Source organism: Gluconobacter roseus NBRC 3990, from assembly GCF_006538885.1.
In the GTDB taxonomy this organism is placed as follows: Bacteria; Pseudomonadota; Alphaproteobacteria; order Acetobacterales; family Acetobacteraceae; genus Gluconobacter; species Gluconobacter roseus.
Window position 1 is genome coordinate 404,202 of record NZ_BJLY01000003.1, and the last position, 16,226, is coordinate 420,427.

The 16,226-nt window shown below is 56.4% G+C and carries 19 protein-coding genes; 14 read left to right on the forward strand and 5 right to left on the reverse strand.

Annotation, left to right across the window (positions count from 1 at the left end):
- Positions 1–61: 61 nt before the first annotated feature.
- A complete protein-coding gene (locus tag GRO01_RS09310; protein ID WP_083541425.1) occupies positions 62–1,147 on the reverse strand; it encodes a glycosyltransferase in 1,086 nt (361 codons plus the stop codon).
- 1,020 nt (positions 1,148–2,167) lie between these two features.
- On the opposite strand from GRO01_RS09310, the gene GRO01_RS09315 reads away from it, so the two are divergent.
- From GRO01_RS09315 to GRO01_RS09345, 7 genes are all read left to right on the forward strand, one after another.
- Complete coding sequence (locus GRO01_RS09315) at positions 2,168–3,160, forward strand: glycosyltransferase family 2 protein (protein WP_167494582.1); 993 nt, start codon at positions 2,168–2,170, stop codon at positions 3,158–3,160.
- Between the two features lie 305 nt (positions 3,161–3,465).
- Entirely contained in the window at positions 3,466–4,233 is a 768-nt protein-coding gene (locus tag GRO01_RS09320; RefSeq protein WP_041111363.1) for a response regulator, read from the forward strand.
- A 71-nt stretch (positions 4,234–4,304) separates the two neighbouring features.
- The gene (locus tag GRO01_RS09325; RefSeq protein ID WP_231490438.1) at positions 4,305–5,618 is read left to right on the forward strand and encodes an ATP-binding protein; all 1,314 of its coding nucleotides are present in this window, start codon (positions 4,305–4,307) and stop codon (positions 5,616–5,618) included.
- Between the two features lie 117 nt (positions 5,619–5,735).
- Positions 5,736–6,299, forward strand: a complete 564-nt coding sequence (locus GRO01_RS09330; protein WP_062511494.1) for a NifU family protein — start codon at positions 5,736–5,738, stop codon at positions 6,297–6,299.
- A 3-nt stretch (positions 6,300–6,302) separates the two neighbouring features.
- Positions 6,303–6,920, forward strand: a complete 618-nt coding sequence (locus GRO01_RS09335) for a malonic semialdehyde reductase (protein ID WP_062511182.1) — start codon at positions 6,303–6,305, stop codon at positions 6,918–6,920.
- Positions 6,911–7,537: a tRNA (adenosine(37)-N6)-threonylcarbamoyltransferase complex dimerization subunit type 1 TsaB gene (gene tsaB / locus GRO01_RS09340; RefSeq protein ID WP_083541428.1), complete on the forward strand. Its 627-nt coding sequence runs from the start codon at positions 6,911–6,913 to the stop codon at positions 7,535–7,537. The genes GRO01_RS09335 and tsaB overlap by 10 nt, the downstream gene beginning before the upstream one ends.
- Positions 7,534–7,977 (forward strand): GNAT family N-acetyltransferase, encoded by a 444-nt coding sequence (locus tag GRO01_RS09345; RefSeq protein WP_371857395.1) that lies wholly within the window; start codon positions 7,534–7,536, stop codon positions 7,975–7,977. The genes tsaB and GRO01_RS09345 overlap by 4 nt, the downstream gene beginning before the upstream one ends.
- Here GRO01_RS09345 and GRO01_RS09350 read toward each other — a convergent pair.
- The gene (locus tag GRO01_RS09350; protein WP_231490440.1) at positions 7,964–8,206 is read right to left on the reverse strand and encodes a sulfurtransferase TusA family protein; all 243 of its coding nucleotides are present in this window, start codon (positions 8,204–8,206) and stop codon (positions 7,964–7,966) included. The genes GRO01_RS09345 and GRO01_RS09350 overlap by 14 nt on opposite strands.
- Positions 8,207–8,293: 87 nt before the next feature.
- Here GRO01_RS09350 and GRO01_RS09355 point away from each other — a divergent pair, with 87 nt between their 5' ends.
- The 5 genes from GRO01_RS09355 to GRO01_RS09375 all read left to right on the forward strand — a co-directional run bounded on the left by GRO01_RS09355 (position 8,294) and on the right by GRO01_RS09375 (position 12,523).
- Positions 8,294–8,701: a MucR family transcriptional regulator gene (locus GRO01_RS09355; protein WP_011252343.1), complete on the forward strand. Its 408-nt coding sequence runs from the start codon at positions 8,294–8,296 to the stop codon at positions 8,699–8,701.
- 103 nt (positions 8,702–8,804) lie between these two features.
- Entirely contained in the window at positions 8,805–9,338 is a 534-nt protein-coding gene (locus GRO01_RS09360; RefSeq protein ID WP_062511188.1) for a Fur family transcriptional regulator, read from the forward strand.
- Positions 9,339–9,448: 110 nt separating this feature from the next.
- Positions 9,449–10,279, forward strand: coding sequence for a GNAT family N-acetyltransferase (locus tag GRO01_RS09365; protein ID WP_062511496.1), 831 nt, complete (start codon positions 9,449–9,451; stop codon positions 10,277–10,279).
- Positions 10,280–10,355: 76 nt separating this feature from the next.
- Positions 10,356–11,879 carry an apolipoprotein N-acyltransferase gene (gene lnt / locus GRO01_RS09370; protein WP_062511190.1) on the forward strand — a complete coding sequence of 508 codons (1,524 nt, stop codon included), beginning with the start codon at positions 10,356–10,358 and terminating at the stop codon, positions 11,877–11,879.
- A 38-nt stretch (positions 11,880–11,917) separates the two neighbouring features.
- Complete coding sequence (locus GRO01_RS09375; protein WP_083541430.1) at positions 11,918–12,523, forward strand: helix-turn-helix domain-containing protein; 606 nt, start codon at positions 11,918–11,920, stop codon at positions 12,521–12,523.
- A gap of 17 nt (positions 12,524–12,540) precedes the next feature.
- Here the strand turns inward: GRO01_RS09375 and GRO01_RS09380 are convergent, their stop codons facing one another.
- Entirely contained in the window at positions 12,541–13,203 is a 663-nt protein-coding gene (locus GRO01_RS09380) for a protein-tyrosine phosphatase family protein (RefSeq protein ID WP_062511193.1), read from the reverse strand.
- Positions 13,204–13,380: 177 nt separating this feature from the next.
- On the opposite strand from GRO01_RS09380, the gene GRO01_RS09385 reads away from it, so the two are divergent.
- Positions 13,381–13,686: a hypothetical protein gene (locus GRO01_RS09385; RefSeq protein WP_231490442.1), complete on the forward strand. Its 306-nt coding sequence runs from the start codon at positions 13,381–13,383 to the stop codon at positions 13,684–13,686.
- Between the two features lie 100 nt (positions 13,687–13,786).
- A complete protein-coding gene (locus tag GRO01_RS09390; RefSeq protein ID WP_231490444.1) occupies positions 13,787–15,355 on the forward strand; it encodes a globin-coupled sensor protein in 1,569 nt (522 codons plus the stop codon).
- A 13-nt stretch (positions 15,356–15,368) separates the two neighbouring features.
- Here GRO01_RS09390 and GRO01_RS09395 read toward each other — a convergent pair whose 3' ends face one another.
- Both GRO01_RS09395 and GRO01_RS09400 read right to left on the reverse strand, forming a co-directional pair.
- On the reverse strand, positions 15,369–15,548 hold the full coding sequence (locus GRO01_RS09395; RefSeq protein WP_062511197.1) for a Trm112 family protein: 180 nt from the start codon (positions 15,546–15,548) through the stop codon (positions 15,369–15,371).
- A gap of 2 nt (positions 15,549–15,550) precedes the next feature.
- On the reverse strand, positions 15,551–16,225 hold the full coding sequence (locus GRO01_RS09400) for an LON peptidase substrate-binding domain-containing protein (RefSeq protein WP_062511201.1): 675 nt from the start codon (positions 16,223–16,225) through the stop codon (positions 15,551–15,553).
- Position 16,226 lies beyond the last annotated feature (1 nt).

Consider the following 16,226-nt stretch of genomic DNA (forward strand, 5'->3'; position numbering starts at 1 on the left):
TTTTTAAGATTCATATGGATTATTTTGATATAATCAACATTATTTCCATAAATTGATTATATCAGTGAAATTTATTTTCTAACTCTCTAGTAATTTTAACATATTCCTCAACATACGTTTGGCTGTTAAGAGATTTTTGCATATAATTCTGTATATTCTCAACCATACGGGCACGTTTTTCTTTGTTGCCCAAGAGAATTTTTATAGCTTCGCTTAGTGCGTCAGAATCATTGGGCGGAATAAAATATACCATGTCATCGGTAAAGTAGTCTCTAAGGCCTCCTGTGTCTGTTACAATGCAAGGGACCCCCATAACCCCAGACTCTTCAACAACTGTCAGGCCACTTACATAGTTATTCCGATCTAATGGGACGATGACTAATATGGCTTTTTCATAAAAAGAAGCCATATCATTATTTGTCTTTAATTTAGCAATTATCATGTTGGAATGTTTGTCGGCAATATTAATTGCAGCAGCACTTTGTGTAGCAAGGAAAAAATTTATATTTGTCATGCGAGAAGCACAGGCTGCAAGTGTAGCCCAATCTCGTGAACGGTCGTTTCCGACGGCTACAATGTTACCAACATCTTTTTCGAAATATGGAACCATTTCGTCACATCGAATCCCAAATTTTGTAAATTCAATCCGATTATGTGGAAACATTTTCTTGGCGATGTCAGAATTAACTTTGCTATTAAATGTCAGTACGTCAACATCTTTCAAAAGCCAGCGATAAATAAGCTGTCTAATTTTATTTCTGGGCCACTTATCAATAAGCCAGACACTTTGACCAATAACCTTTATGTTTTTCGCAGAAAAAATTTTCTTTAATAACATGACTCCAAGGGTTTGTGATTCGTTGTATGTCCAAACCACATCGGTCCCTGCCATAATATTTTTTCGATTTCTCCAGACGTGTACGAAATCGAAACCAAGTACTAATCTTGCGGCGTATCGAACGGATTTCTGAAATAAGTTTTCTTTTACAATATCTTCAGAGTATGTAATTTTAATTTCACTGGAATTAGCTCTGTTGTATCCATAAGCATAAGGCTCATTGGTCCCGAGTATCTTCCCTTGTCGAAATTTCTCATTCCAGTTTTTGGCGCCATACCCATGGCTTAACTGGACAAAAACCCTAATCATTATCTACCTCTATTTATAATAGATATCGCTGCTGAAGCAGCGCAATTCCAAGTTTTGGATTTAGGGATTTCACCAGAAATATTATATTAAAGAAAGCCTAATTTTGGTCTTGAAAACAGAAATTTTAAGATTGTTTATTGTAAAACGCTATGGATTCATCGAAATTTATTAACGTTTCTATTATTATTAAATATCATATAAATAAAAATAAAATAAAAATACTTTTTTGAGTTAATTTTGCGTTAAAAAATGCAAACTTTTACTACATACAATATGTAAATAAATATAATTGAGATTATTTCAAATTATGGAAAATTTCATGATAAAAATGTGTGTAGAAAAAATGATTCTTTTGAAATAATCAGAAAAAGAATTTCCTTGATATTATTGGTTGTCACAGGAACCCTAAAATCTAGTGTCTATTTTCAAGGCCGTCTCCTAATAGCTGTATAATCCGAGACTGGAATTCGGCGAGGACAAAGCCAAAAAAGCGTTCCTTATTGTCGTATTGGGTACAAAAAACGGTGCTATCGAGCATACGTTACTAACTATATAACTCAGCCCCAGATTTGCAGGATCTGTAAAAGAGCATTCTAGACATCCTGTTCAGCCCAATGACAAAACTGAAGTAGGCAGAATTTCACCTGTCTTAGTGTTCATGTATGTCTCGAGCCTGTGCGCGGAGCATTCCTTAAGAAAAGGACGGTTGTCTCTAGTTGTTCAAGACTAATGCTCGCGCTCAAACCGTAGCAGCAACCCAGCCATGGCATTCCTGATCCATCACATTATTTCGTACTAAGCCTGCTTTTGCTTTGTTTGCCCGGTATTCCGCAGCCACAAATTGGGTTAAATCTCAGGAAAATTGTATAGGTTTTTGTCAATGCGGCCTAGGCGTTTAATGCTGTAACATCACCTAATATTTTCATCTGACAAAATTTTCTGTTTTATGGTGTTTGTTGTAACGTATTTTTCCTAAAATTTAGCATATCTAGGTGTTTTGTGAACAAACCCGATTATCTCGTGTCAGTCATTATTCCGGCATATAATGCGGGTGATTTTATCGAACAAGCCGTTCACTCTGTCTTGAAACAGACGATGAACTCGGTTGAGGTTATTATTATCAATGATGCTTCTAGTGACGACACTAGAGAAAAAGCACTGAAGCTCTGTGATCTCGATAAACGTATTATATATTATGAAAATGATAAAAATCTTGGAGTTTCCGCGTCAAGAAATATTGGCATAATGAAAGCTAGATCGAAATATATATCAATACTTGATTCTGATGATTATTGGAAAGGAAATAGATTATCGGTGATGATAGAGTATATGGAAAAAAATAATCTCGATATGCTTGCAGACCAGCTTATTGTAACAAGTAAAAATTCTCAAGAAAATGCATTTTGTCCTGAATGGATGGCGTATGATAATTATATAAATGTATTCCGTTATATGTCCATGGACTGGCCTGGTCTAAAAGGAACTATGCCACTCTGTTACATGAAGCCTATTTTCAGAAGGGAATTTCTAATAAGAGAGAATATTTTCTATAATGAGGAATTGAGTCTGGGCGAAGATTCTTTGTTTTATTCTTGTGTTGTGATGGCTGGAGCAAGGTTTATGCTTATTCCAGATGCATTGTATTTTTATACTGTGAGGGACGGTTCTCTTTCAAAAGTAGGTCTGCCAGCATTGCAGTTAATGAAAATACCAAAGAAATTAACAGAGTTTTGTATTTCAAAAAAAATCAACATAGACCAAAAAATTTCTTTTGCCATAGAAAGTAAGTACCAATCCTTTCTTTTGAAGCATTCAATTGATCTAATAAAATGTGGGTTTTATAAAAAATCATTATCTTTTCTAATGATGGTGAATATATCCACTTACGCAAGGTGGTTCCTGTATTTTATAAAAACTCTAATCAAGAAATTTTTTATTTTATTGGGCTTTAAATTTGGGGAGAGGGCAAAAATCGATCCGCCATTTATATCAACTTTAAGGCGCATGCACTGAATTGTAGGGTTCAGGGCTCATAGCCTGAACATGGCGGTTGTAGTGAGACAGATGAGCGAGAAGAAGGTATCTAGGAAACTGTCATCGCATCTTGCAATCCGTCTCCAGTCCTTGAACCTTTCGAAGATAATCTCGATGTGGTTTCGGTTCCTGTAGCGCTGCCAGTCAGTTTTCTGTGGTGTGCTGCAGCTTTTACGTGATGGAATAATTGGCAGGATCCCATGGATCAGCAGGTTCTGTTGGGAACAGTTGTTGTCAGGATTTGTTGCTTGTGATGCCAACCTTATGGAGACTATGGAAAAGACATGGTGCCAAATCTTTCTGACCCCGATCTTCCCGCCCGTATCCTCGTCGTCGAAGATGACGCAGGCATGCGGACCCTCATTCTCCGTGCCCTTCAGGGCGGCGGTTTCCGTGCCCGTGGCGTTGCCTGTGGGGATGAGATGTGGGCTGCGCTTGAAGTGGCTCCCGTCGATCTCATCATCATGGACATTATGCTGCCGGGTAAAAGCGGCATCGAACTGTGTCGCGCACTGCGCAGCGGGCAGGGTGCCACGCATGAGAATGAAACCCCGCCAGCCCAGGTGCCGATCATCATGGTCTCGGCCCGTGGTGAGGAACGCGATCGCGTGAACGGTCTCGAATCGGGCGCGGACGACTATGTCCCCAAGCCTTTCGGCCAGCGTGAACTTCTGGCGCGTGTGCGTGCGGTCCTCCGCCGTGGCATCGCCACCGGTGCGCCGCAGGAGCGCGTGCGTCGCGAGACACTGCGTTTTGCGGGCTGGACGCTGGATCTGCGTCGCCGTGAACTGACGGACCCGTCCGGGGCTACCGTCGATATTTCCGGCGCTGAACACGATCTGCTGACCAGCTTTCTGGATAATCCGCAGCGGGTCATCGCCCGTGATCGGCTTCTGGAACTGTCGCGGACCCGTCTGGGCGATGTGTCGGACCGCAGCATCGATGTTCTCGTCAGCCGCCTGCGCCGCAAGCTGGGCTCTGACGCCGATCAGTTGATCCGTACGGTGCGCGGTCTGGGTTACATCTTCGTGGCCGAGGTTGAACGGGTCTGAACATTCAGAATCGCATTCTGCTATGGCCGCTGGGGCTGGTCGGGCGCGTCTGCGTTGTCCTGACCGTCGCAGTGACACTGGTGTTTCTGACGAACGCCATTTTCTACGGTCAGGCAGAGACCTACATCGTCGATGACGTGCGCATCGCCCAGCTGGGCGAGGCGCTGAGTACGGATCTGCGCGTGCTGGCTGCGGCGCCTGTCAGCCAGAGATCTTTTCTGGCCGTCATGCTCTCGGGCAGTGAACTCAGCGTGGCGTGGCAGCCCGCCTCGATCACGCCTGCCCTGCCGGGACACCACCCGGTCGCGCTCACGCAGCTTGTCCGACGCCTGACCGCAGACGATCCCATTCTCGAGCAGGCTCATCTGGACCTCTACACATTAGGACCAGGAAGTGCGGACGTGCTGGGCTCCCAACGCCTGCCGGATGGAAGCTACATCCATTTCCGTGTGCCCGGCATGCTCGGCCATCACCGTGTCACGCGTGGTCTGGCTTCGGCCGCCATTGCGGCGGGCGCGGTGGCCATTGCCGCGGCCATGCTGATCCGTGGCCTCAGCATGCCGCTCCGTGCGCTGGTCTCGGTGGCGGACCGCATCGGCTCCAGCGAGAAATGGGTGCCGCTGGCCGAACGCGGACCGCCCGAAGTCCGCGGGCTGGCCCATGCCATCAACGCCATGCAGGACCGCATCCAGAGCCTCATCAACGACCGGACGCAGGCTCTGGCAGCGGTGTCGCATGATCTGCGCACGCCTCTGACCCGTCTGCGCCTGCGCTGCGGCTTTCTGAATGACGGAGAGGCACAGGCCGCCATCGAGGCCGATCTGGACGAGATGGAAGCCATGGTGAATGGCATCCTCGCCTATCTCGCCGGCGCGGATGATCCGGAAGTGCCCCGCACCATCAATATCGTGGCCACACTCGAAACCCTTGTGGACGACCATGTCGATCGCGGGCATGAGGCCCGTTACGAAGGGCCGGACCGCGCATTGGTCCATGTCCGTCCGCTCGCCATGAAACGCGTCCTGTCGAACCTGATCGAAAACGCCATCAATTATGGCGGCAATGTCCTCGCCACCCTCCGCACCCGCGAGGACGGCGCGCTCGAAATCGCCATCAGCGACAGCGGCCCCGGCATTCCCGAAAGTGAGTACCAGCGTGTGCTGACCCCGTTCTACCGTCTGGAAGGCTCGCGTTCGCGGGCCACGGGGGGAATCGGACTCGGTCTGGCAATCGTGCAGCGCGAAATCTCGCGTGAGGGCGGGTCTCTGGTTCTGGGGCGCGGGGATGCGTCCAAGGGTTATGGTGGGCTCTGCGCTACTATTGTTTTGCCCAAGGGACTCCCGTCTCCCTCAAGGAAAACCGAGGGGCAGGGCGAGCAGGTCTGACAGGGCGAAGCCTGTTGTTAAAAATACCACAAGTCGGACCAATGCAGTCCCAACACTTGCACCTTCGGGCGATGTGGCACATGTCAGGGCGGACTGGAACGCAAGGACATGATCACGATGTTCATCGAGACCGAAGACACTCCCAACCCCGCCACCCTGAAATTCCTGCCCGGCCGCAGCGTGACCGGCGATGCCCGTCCCGTCGATTTCGGTGATGCGGATGTCGCCGCCGGACGCTCCGAACTGGCAACTGCGCTGTTTGACCAGCCCAACGTGCGCCGCGTCTTCCTTGGCGGCGATTTCGTCTCCGTCACCAAGTCCGACGATATCAGCTGGGGCGACCTCAAGCCCGTCGTCCTGGGCACGATCACGACCTTCTTCGAAAGTGGCCGCCCGGTCCTGTCCGGCACGCAGTCTGCTCCGGAACATGACGTCTCCCCCGAAGACGCCGAAGTCGTCAGCCGCATCCAGGATCTGCTCGATACCCGTGTGCGTCCTGCCGTTGCCGGTGACGGCGGCGACATCGCCTTCCGTGGGTACAAGGACGGCGTGGTCTATCTGGCCATGCAGGGTGCCTGTTCCGGTTGCCCGTCTTCCCGCGCCACACTGAAGCATGGCGTTGAGAACATGCTCCGCCATTATGTTCCCGAAGTCGCCTCGGTCGAACAGGTCGAGGACTGAACCATGGACGGCCAGACATCTTCCTGCGGACCGGTTCCGGGCGCAGAAGCCCTGTTCACGCAGGCCCGGACCCCTCGCAGCTTCTCGCCGCGCCCGGTCGGGGAGGATGTCCTGCGTCGTCTGTATGATCTGGTGAAGCTGGGGCCGACTTCCGGCAACTGCTCGCCGGGTCGCTTTGTTTTTCTCATGACGCAGGATGCCCGCGAACGCATCCGTCCTGCCCTGTCGCCGGGAAACGTGGCCCGCGCCATGGCGGCTCCGGTTCTGGCCGTCGTCTGTCATGATCCGCTGTTTTTCGAGGCGCTTCCCCGCCTGAACCCGCAGGACGGCCTGCGCGACTGGTTTGCGGCCGATGTGGGTCTGTCCGACGAGACAGCCTTCCGTAATGGTACGCTGGAAGGCGCCTATCTCATCATGGCTGCCCGGATGCTTGGCCTGTCCGCTATGCCGATGTCCGGCTTTGATAACTTCATGGTTGAGGACACGCTGCTAAACGCGACCGGCTGGCGCGTGAACTTCCTCGTCGGCCTCGGCTATCCGGCGGAAAATGAGCCCGCTCCCGACCATGCCGAGCCTCGCGCTTCCCGTCTGGACTTCGGAGAAGCCTGTCTGTGTCTGTGAGGACGGTTGTTTTCAACGGGGCAGGGGCGGGCACCGGGCTGACCAGTCTGGTGGCGCTCGTCGAGGACGGACATGTCGTCGCAGAAAAACTGATGGCTGGTCGCGGCGCATCCGAGCATTTCGCGCCCGCCATCCGCGAACTCCTGACGCAGAACAACTGGACCACGGCTCCTGATCGTGTCGTTGCCGTGATTGGTCCGGGTTCCTTTACGGGCCTGCGCTCGTCCCTGTCGCTGGCGGCAGGGCTGGCGGCAGGCTGGAACTGCCCCACGATCGGCGTCACGCTGGGGGCGGCCATCCGCGCCACGCTCGCCCGTCCGGACGCCGTCTGTGTGAGTATCGCCCGTCGTGGCCGGGTTTTCGTTGATCCACCGGAAGGGGATGTCACAGCCAGCCAGACGGTTGATCTCGATCCCGCAGGCTGGGCCTGTGTGACGGGCGACGCCGTTTCTGAAAAGACCGACTGGCCCTGTCCCGCGCTGGCCTGCGAGGCTCCGTACGCATTGGGTATTGTGCAGGCAGCCGAACATGTCGCTCCTGGCCCCCTGATGCCGCTTTACGTTGATCCTCCTGAAGCAAAACCTCCCGCTGCCGGTCTGAGGCCTGCGCCACTGTGAGCAGTCCTGAAAAGGATTTCCAGTTAAGGACAATGGGGATCGAAAGTGCGCCGTTACTGGCTGCTTTACATGAAGTCACGTTTCGCGGCGGTGAAGTCTGGGACGCAACTTCTTTTGCTGCCCTGCTTTCAGGTCAGGGTACGGATGCGACTGTGGCTCTGGTTGGAGAGAGCCCGGCCGGTTTCATCCTTTCGCGGACTATTCTGGATGAGACAGAAATCCTGACACTGGCCGTTCATCCTGATTTCCGCCGCAAAGGCATTGGAAAGTCTCTGGTGCAAAATGTTCTGCGGAAAGGGAAAGTATTTCTGGAAGTCGCAGTATGTAACAATTCCGCATCCGCGCTGTACGAGAAATGCGGTTTTGTAAAAGCAGGGGTCCGTCGCGGTTATTACCGGGACGGAAGCGACGCCCAGGTGCTGGTTTCTAGCAACGTTTGACCGTTAAACAATAAAGATCCGGCTCCTCAATAACAGGCAAATCCGTCAGAATTGCATGCCCCAGTGCCTGCACGGATGCTCTAACATTTTTCCGTGTTTCTGTTCCGCGCAGCCGGACGTCAAGTCTCTGGCCGGAAGTCATGGCATCGAGTTTTGCCCGCACATATACTGTCGTCATCGGGCATTTTTTTTCAGTTATATCTATGAAAAATGTTTCATTTTCTGTCACGCACATGTTTCTTTCTTTTTATGCTTGAAGGAAGCAATTTATGACTGCTACATGCTCCCTCTCTCAAGGATGAAGGACTTAACTACAATGTCGCAAGAGACAAATGCTCCCGAACTGCATCAGCTGACTGCGCAGATCGTTACTGCCTATGTATCGAACAACGATATCCCGGCTGACGCTCTTCCGGCCCTGATCCGGTCCGTCCATGACTCTCTTGCAACGGTGAACGTTCCGGAAGAGGCTCCTGTTGAAAAGCCGGTACCGGCCGTTTCGCCGCGCAAGTCGGTTTTCCCGGACTACATCATCTGCCTGGAAGACGGTAAGAAGCTGAAGCTGCTGCGCCGTCACCTCAAGACCGCCTATAACATGACGCCGCAGGAATATCGTGAGCGCTGGGGCCTGCCGCCGGAATACCCGATGGTTGCTCCGAACTACGCGAACCATCGTTCCTCGCTGGCCCGCAAGATCGGCCTCGGCCGTCGTCGCGAAGACTGAGTGCCATTTTCCCTGTCCGCGTCTTCTTCATCCCCGCGGCAGGGAAAGCCTGACAGGCTCCATAAATTGGACAAGACGCCTGTTTTTCGGCTAGGCCGCAGATATGGTCGCAGATACGAAAACCGCTGAGAGACGCGCCGGCCCAGGGAATCGGAAGGCCCCTTCTTCCCCTGTGCCGGATGATTCGCACATTGCCCGCCTGTGTGTGCAAAGCGGACTGAAAATGACCGGCCAGAGACGGGTGATCGCCCATGTCCTGTCCAACGCTGACGACCATCCGGACGTCGAGGAACTCTATCGCCGTGCGTCGGAGATCGACAGCCGCATCTCCGTGGCGACCGTCTATCGCACGGTTCGGCTGCTTGAGGAGAAGGGCATCCTCGAGCGCCGCGATTTCGGCGGTGGACGTGCACGGTATGAAGCCAGTGACAGTGGAAACCACTACCATCTGATTGACGTGGACAGTGGCCGTGTCGTCGAGTTCGAAGACGAGGAGCCGGTGCGCCTTCTGGCCGAGCTGGCCCAGCGTCTGGGATTTGATCTTGTCTCGCATCGTATCGAGCTGTTCGGCCGTCGTGCCGAACCCGATGACAGGAAAAAGTCCCTCCCAGAAAACAGGAACAAGAGCGGATCATGACCACCAAACCGGCTGGCGCACCTATTTCCGCTCCGGATAACGATACCGTCGCCCCCGTATCGGCTCCGGCCCCGCATTCGCTGACCAGCAGCGAGGAAACCCTGCGACAGATGGAGACGCTCTCCACCCTGTCCCTGAACCGCGAAGGCGGCTTTCAGGAACTGCGTGGTGGCACGCTGGGCGTGCGGATTGCCGAGACGGCCGAAGAGCGCGACGCCGCACAGGCGCTGCGTTACCGCGTTTTCTTTGAAGAGCTCGGCGCCCACCCTGACGAACGCGCCTTCCGCACGAAGCGTGATGTGGACGAATTCGACGAGGCCGCCGATCACCTTCTGGTCATCGATCATGCCAAGGGACCGGGCGCTGCCGGTGTCGTCGGCACCTACCGTCTGTTGCGCTCCGACGCCGCCGAGAAGGTCGGGCGTTTCTACACGTCCTCCGAATACGACATCTCGACCCTGACGGAATTTCCCGGTCGCTTGCTTGAAGTCGGTCGCTCCTGTGTGGCGAAGGAATATCGCGGCCGTTCCGCGATGCAGCTCCTGTGGCGCGGTATTGCCTCCTACATCTTCCTGCACCGGATCGATGTACTGTTCGGCTGTGGCAGTTTGCCGGGCACGGATCCGGACGCTCTGGCCGACCAGCTCACCTATATGCACCACAACCATCTGGCCCCGCCGGCCCTGCGCATCCGCGCGCTTCCGGACCGCTATGTGGAAATGCAGCGGACTGACCCGCATGTGCTGGACTACCGCGCCTGCCTCAACAAGCTGCCCCCGCTGATCAAGGGTTATCTGCGTCTGGGCGGCTATGTCGGTGACGGTGCGGTCGTGGATGAGCAGTTCAACACCACGGATGTCGCCGTTTTGGTGAAGAGCGAACTTCTGGCGGACAAGTATTACCGCCATTACGAACGTCGCCTGCGCGACGCCCTCGACTGACAGCTTTTTTGCAGCCGGATCTTCAGGGTCCGGCTGTTTCCTGTTTCAGCCCATTCGTCAGCCGGACGGTTCCTTCATGATTTCGACGCTCCCTGTCCGCGGCTGGCGCCTGGCCGGACTGATGCTGCTTGCCGGTGGGCTGGCAGCCCTGTCTCTGCCACCGGTGCACGTCCTGTTCCTGCTGCCCGTGGGGCTGATGATCCTTTATCGCGTGTCCGAAGACGCGCGGTCGTGGAAACAGGCGGCCTGGTGCGGCTTCCTGTTCGGCATGGGATTCCACACGGTCGGGCTCTACTGGCTGACCAACGCCATCCTCACCCGCGTCCATGAATTCTGGTGGGTCATTCCGTTTGCCTCCCCCGGCGTGGCGCTGCTGATCGCCCCTTTCATCTGCGTCCCGGCGATCCTGTGCCGCGTGGTACGCCCCGGCTGGCGGCGGGTGCTGATGTTTGCGGGAAGCTGGACCGTCATGGATATGGGCCGCGTCTTCATGTTCTCGGGCTTTCCGTGGAACCCGCTGGGGAGCGATCTCGAGCTTCCGGGGTTTGCCGGAGACGTCATGATCCAGCCAGCCGCCGTTCTGGGCGTGGATGGTCTGTCGCTCGCGCTGGTGCTCGGCTCTCTCGCCCTGTTCCGCGGCAAGCGCGCGGCTCTGGCCGTGCTGGCCGTATCCGTACTGTGGATCGCCGCAGGAACATGGCGCCTGTCATCCGCCATGCCGCTGAACATCACCAATCCCCGCGCCGTTCTGGTGCAGGGCAACGTGCCCGAAGCCGAAGTCATCAGCCATGCAGACGCGGTCAGCAATTTCCGCCGCTATCTGAGCCTGACTGCACAGGGGGCGCAGAAGGCTTTCGCACAGGGCGGTCGTCCGCCCGTGGTGATCTGGCCGGAATCCGGCTTCCCCGGCCTGCTGGACGAGGACGAGCTTGCCCGGCAGATGATTGCTCGGGCCGCCAATGGCGCTCCGGCGCTGGTGGGTTCGGACCGGCAATCCGGCAAGGACTGGTTCAACAGCCTGATCGCCGTCGCTTCTAATGGCAGCATCGCAGCGATCTATGACAAGAGCCGTCTGGTCCCGTTCGGCGAGTACCAGCCCTGGATCCTGCCCTTCAACGTCCTGCCGGGCGTCCTGACGCCGGGGCCGGGCCTGAAAACATGGGATCTGCCGGGCCTAGGGCGCGTGGGCCCAATGGTCTGCTACGAGATCATTTTCTCGGGCTCCGTTACGGCCCGCAATGACCGCCCCAACTGGCTCGTCACGATCTCGAATGACGCCTGGTACGGCAACAGCGCCGGCCCCCGCCAGCATCTCGCCACAGGGCGGATGCGGGCGGTGGAAGAGGGACTGCCGGTTGTTTTTGCCAACAATACCGGCATTTCCGCCATCTATGACGCGACCGGACATGAAACTGCCCGTCTGGGCTGGGGCCGGGCCGACGTGCTGGTCAGTGACATCCCGTCACCGCTCCCCCCCACCTTCTTTTCCCGCTGCGGGCGCGCCACGCCGCTTGCGCTTTCGATCCTGTGTATGGTTCTGGCGCTCGTCCCCATGCAGCGGAAGAAGCGCGACTGGGACCTAGGGGTGTATAAAGGTTAACATTGACAATCCAGGGTTGTCTTATTAACCATTTACAGGTGTCAGAAAAAGAATCCTCCCCGGATCGCGCCCGTCCCGAGTCCCGTAGTTCCGCTGCGGCAGGACCTGTGGACGTCCATGTCGGTAACCGCATCCGGTTGCGTCGGACTCTGATGGGGCTGTCGCAGGAAAAACTCGGCGAGGCTCTGGGGCTGACCTTCCAGCAGATCCAGAAATACGAGCGCGGCGCCAACCGCGTGGGTGCCAGCCGCCTGTACGATCTGGCGCAGGTTCTGGACGTGCCGATCGGTTTCTTCTTTGATGATATGCAGGAAGCGCGCCCGTCAGCACCGTCCAGCACGCCCCAGCCGTTTTCCGGAGCCGCTCCGACATTCAATCCGGCTTTCGGCCAGACGCCCGCCGTGCAGGCTCCCGTCATGGGATTCGCCGAAACGCAGTCGGCGTTCGGAGCCCCACCGCCACGCGCTCCGGCAGCACCGCCACCGCGCCTGTTCGATCTTCCGGTAGACGAGGCCGCCCTGTTCAGCCGCCGCGAGACGGTCGATCTGGTGCGCTCCTATTACCGCATCCCGGATCCTGCGATCCGCAAGCGGATGCTGGACCTGATCCGCTCCCTCGGCCCGGCAGACGTCAAACCGGACTGAGGCTTACTCCCGGCGCCTTATTCCCGGCGCAGAATGCTGTCGTTTACGAAGGATGCCAGCTTACCGGCCTTGAAATCGGCCCGCAGACGGTCCTCGTCATACTCGTCCCGGACCCAGTCCAGAAACGGTAGACGCCCCTCGGCTTCCTTCTGATAGCGCAGGAAAAACGCGTCCAGAATGCCGGTGCGCGAGCGGTTGAAATGCCCGAACCGCCAGTGCAGCTGCCCCAGCGCGTCCTGCGCCGTGCCGCCTTCAAACATCAGCACCAGACCTGACGCCAGACCCGCCCGGTCCGCACCCGACTTGCAGTGCATGAGCATGGGGAAGGCGAGCGTCTGGTACATGTCGTAGAAGCGCAGGATGCGGGCGCGATGCGGCGCGCCACGGCTTTCGAAAGCCATGTCCAGATGCGTCAGACCCAGTTTAGCGCTAGCCCCTCGCGACAGCGCGTCCGATCCGCATTTGCGATGCCCGCGCAGGTTCACGAGCGTCTTCAGATGCAGGCGGCGTGTCAGGCTCCGCAGGCGCGCGGGCGTAGGATGATTGCAGCGCCAGACCTTGCCCGGCACGACGGGGGCGAGATTGGTCCAGCCCAGCCGGAAGATGGAGTGGTCCACGAACAGACTGTCCCACCAGGCGCGGCGCTGCGCGGCAGGAGACGTGATCCGGCCTTCAAACATGGAGAATGCATCCTTGCTGGACATGCCGCGCGACAAAGAATGGCGGCGGGAGGAACGCGCTGTGTCCCATCCCACAAAGGGATGCGTCAACCGCTGAAAAATGCTATATTATTGTCTATGCGCTTCGTTTCTTCTTTTCTCATGCTGTCGTTTCTTGCCACGGCAGGATGTGGGTCCATGTTCAGCGGGCCCTCACCAGACATGGCAGCCCTTCCGCCACCAGGCGCGGCGCCCGGTCACCATTCTCACAGCAACAACAGCCACCATCATCAGGGCAGCGGCGTGTCCTATGCCGATGATGCGCCTGTGATGGCCATGCCCCCCGGCGCGGAAAGTCCCACGTCCCCATCACATGAGACGACCAGCGGCCCGACCATGGGCGGTATGTCCTTCGGTGGTCAGGGTGGTTCTGCGGACATCACGCCACATCCGGCGACGCCTGATACGGAAGTGTCTTACGGGAAAAACAATACGCCTGACTGACCGGCAGCGCAGCAGCGTCTCTTCATGATTGCGTAACTATTGGCGTGGTAGGGGATTTATCCTGAACACGCGCCAAATCCACGCTCTGGAGACCCTGACTATGGCTGAGCAGGTCAAGGCAGATATTGCCGAACGACTGCTTTTTCTTGGCATCGGCGCCGCTGAGAAAGCCCATCTGGCCAGAATCCGTCCGCAGGCGCTGCGGGTTCTGGGCTCCGCGCTCGACCGCTTCTATGGCCGGATTCTTCAGACGCCGGCCCTGAACAGGTTCTTTGCCAACGAGCAGCATCGCAGCGGTGCCCGGAGCCAGCAGGAAAAGCACTGGCGGCGCATTCTCGATGGCGATTTCGGTGCTGATTATGTCGAAAGCACCCGTGCCATCGGCAATACCCATGCCCGTATCGGTCTCAAGCCGCAGTGGTATGTTGGCGGCTATGCGCTCCTGATCGAGGGTATGGTAACGGACCTGCTTCGCCAGTACTGGCCGCAACCCCATCGCAGTTTTCTGGATCGTCTTCTGCGACGCCCGGCCCGGGGAACCTCGGCCGAGGAGGCTGCCGCACAGATCGGCCTGCTGATCCGCTGTGGTCTGCTGGATATGGAACTCGGTCTGGAAACCTATACCCAGAATCTGGATGTCCGTGAGCGTTCACGGGCTGAGGGCGAGCGGATCCAGAGCCTTGCGGCCCTTTCGGATGCACTGGCGGAGGCTCTGGACCGGATGGCGAGCGGCGATCTGGTGCAGCAGATTGATCCGGCGCTGGAAAGTGGTTCGTCCCGCATGAGTGCGGCTTTTCACCGTGCCTGCGAAGGCCTTGGCCAGATCGTCTATGCCGTGCGGGAAACATCGAGTGTTGTTGAACAGCGTGCCCGGGAAATCAGCGGCTCCACGGAGGACATCACCGGCCGCATCGCTGAACAGGTTGATGCGCTGGCGGCTGTGGCACGCAACATCACGGAGTTGACGTCCTCGGTCAAGGAAGTCGCCGACGAAGCCCGGCAGGCTGATACGACCGTTGCCGATTGCTGTCAGGAGACCGAGCAGGGTCGCGATATCGTGGGCAAGACGGTTGAGGCCATGGCCAAGATATCTTCGTCGTCCAACCGGATCGTTCAGATCATCGGTGTGATCGACGAGATTGCGTTCCAGACCAATCTTCTGGCGTTGAATGCCGGTGTTGAAGCGGCCCATGCGGGCGATGCTGGCCGCGGTTTTGCAGTTGTCGCTCAGGAAATCCGGGCTCTGGCCCAGCGCTCGGCCACGGCAGCTAAGGAAATCAAATCACTCATTGCCAGCAGCATGGAAGACGTGCAGCGCGGCGTGCAGATGGTTGACGAGACCGGAACGGCGCTAGGGAATATCAGCACATCGGTTGAACGTCTTGGAACGGCCGTAGGGCAGATTGCCTCGGGTGCCGAAGCGCAGGCCAAGCGCATCATGGATATCAATGCCAGCACGACGCAGCTGGAAGGCGTAACCAAGAGCAATGCATCGATTGTGCATCAGACCAGCAGCGCAAGCCAAAAACTGGTCGGGGATGCAGGTGAATTGACCCGGGTCGTACGAAACTTCAAGGTCCGGAAAAGACCGTCACGGTCGTCACAGCGCATCGCACCGCGGCCCGCTCAGAAAACACCTTCTCCGAACGGGGCTGCGGAAACGGTCTGATCCTTTCGAAGGATCAGCCTTCGATCTGGCGGGCTTCTTCAGGAAGCATGATCGGTATGCCGTCCCGGATCGGGAAGGCGAGCTTCGCCCGGGGGCTGATAAGCTCCTGGGTGTTACGGTCATAGGTCAGCGGTCCTTTAGTGACCGGGCAGACCAGAAGAGACAGGAGGCGGGGATCGAGTTCAGTGTTCATGACTAATCCATGCCCCTCTCAAGCAGATCCAGCAAGAGCCCGGCGCGCTCGTCGAGCGTCATGGCTTCCAGAAGAGACTGTTTTTCCACCGGCGTGAATGGCACGAGCATCGGCAGGACGACCAACAGCGTCTCATCGTCCATATCCTCGATCAGCGGCCAGCTTGCCTGAAGGTCGCGTGAGTCGAGATAGGTTTTCAGGCCATTCAGCAGCAGGTCGCGATTGATCGGCAGCGGATCTTCTTCGACGAGATCGGCGGCAAACGGGGTTGCGTCGATGACGCCCTCCCGCCAGCCGCGGTCCGTCTGGCTTTCGCGGATCAGGCGGAAGCGGGAAATGCCGAGGAGGGTTACGGTAAACGTCCCGTCCACATTTTCGGCGAATTCCGTGATGCGACCCAGTGTTCCGGTTCGGTAGAGCAGGGGATGCTCGTCCGTATCCGGGTCCATGAGGGGCTGGATTACGCCGATCATCCGGCGTCCTGCCAGTGCATCTTCGAGCAGCGCCACATAAGGCGGCTCGAAGACCATCAGGGGCAGATGCCCGCCCGGCAGAAGCAGCGCCCCCGACAGCGGAAACAGGCCGACGCGTGGCGGAATATCCGCGAGCGTGAGTTCCGTCAGCGGCGGAGCGCGGCGGGGGAACTCGTTGGACAGAAAGTCGGGCGTTTCAGTCATG

Bases quoted from the DNA above. Each gene is read 5' to 3' on its own strand.
- GRO01_RS09310 (WP_083541425.1), bottom strand. From the start codon at position 1,147: ATGATTAGGGTTTTTGTCCAGTTAAGCCATGGGTATGGCGCCAAAAAC.
- GRO01_RS09320 (WP_041111363.1), top strand. From the start codon at position 3,466: ATGGTGCCAAATCTTTCTGACCCCGATCTTCCCGCCCGTATCCTCGTC.
- GRO01_RS09330 (WP_062511494.1), top strand. From the start codon at position 5,736: ATGTTCATCGAGACCGAAGACACTCCCAACCCCGCCACCCTGAAATTC.
- GRO01_RS09335 (WP_062511182.1), top strand. From the start codon at position 6,303: ATGGACGGCCAGACATCTTCCTGCGGACCGGTTCCGGGCGCAGAAGCC.
- GRO01_RS09355 (WP_011252343.1), top strand. From the start codon at position 8,294: ATGTCGCAAGAGACAAATGCTCCCGAACTGCATCAGCTGACTGCGCAG.
- GRO01_RS09360 (WP_062511188.1), top strand. From the start codon at position 8,805: ATGGTCGCAGATACGAAAACCGCTGAGAGACGCGCCGGCCCAGGGAAT.
- GRO01_RS09365 (WP_062511496.1), top strand. From the start codon at position 9,449: ATGGAGACGCTCTCCACCCTGTCCCTGAACCGCGAAGGCGGCTTTCAG.
- lnt (WP_062511190.1), top strand. From the start codon at position 10,356: ATGATTTCGACGCTCCCTGTCCGCGGCTGGCGCCTGGCCGGACTGATG.
- GRO01_RS09380 (WP_062511193.1), bottom strand. From the start codon at position 13,203: ATGTTTGAAGGCCGGATCACGTCTCCTGCCGCGCAGCGCCGCGCCTGG.
- GRO01_RS09385 (WP_231490442.1), top strand. From the start codon at position 13,381: ATGTTCAGCGGGCCCTCACCAGACATGGCAGCCCTTCCGCCACCAGGC.
- GRO01_RS09390 (WP_231490444.1), top strand. From the start codon at position 13,787: ATGGCTGAGCAGGTCAAGGCAGATATTGCCGAACGACTGCTTTTTCTT.
- GRO01_RS09395 (WP_062511197.1), bottom strand. From the start codon at position 15,548: ATGAACACTGAACTCGATCCCCGCCTCCTGTCTCTTCTGGTCTGCCCG.
- GRO01_RS09400 (WP_062511201.1), bottom strand. From the start codon at position 16,225: ATGACTGAAACGCCCGACTTTCTGTCCAACGAGTTCCCCCGCCGCGCT.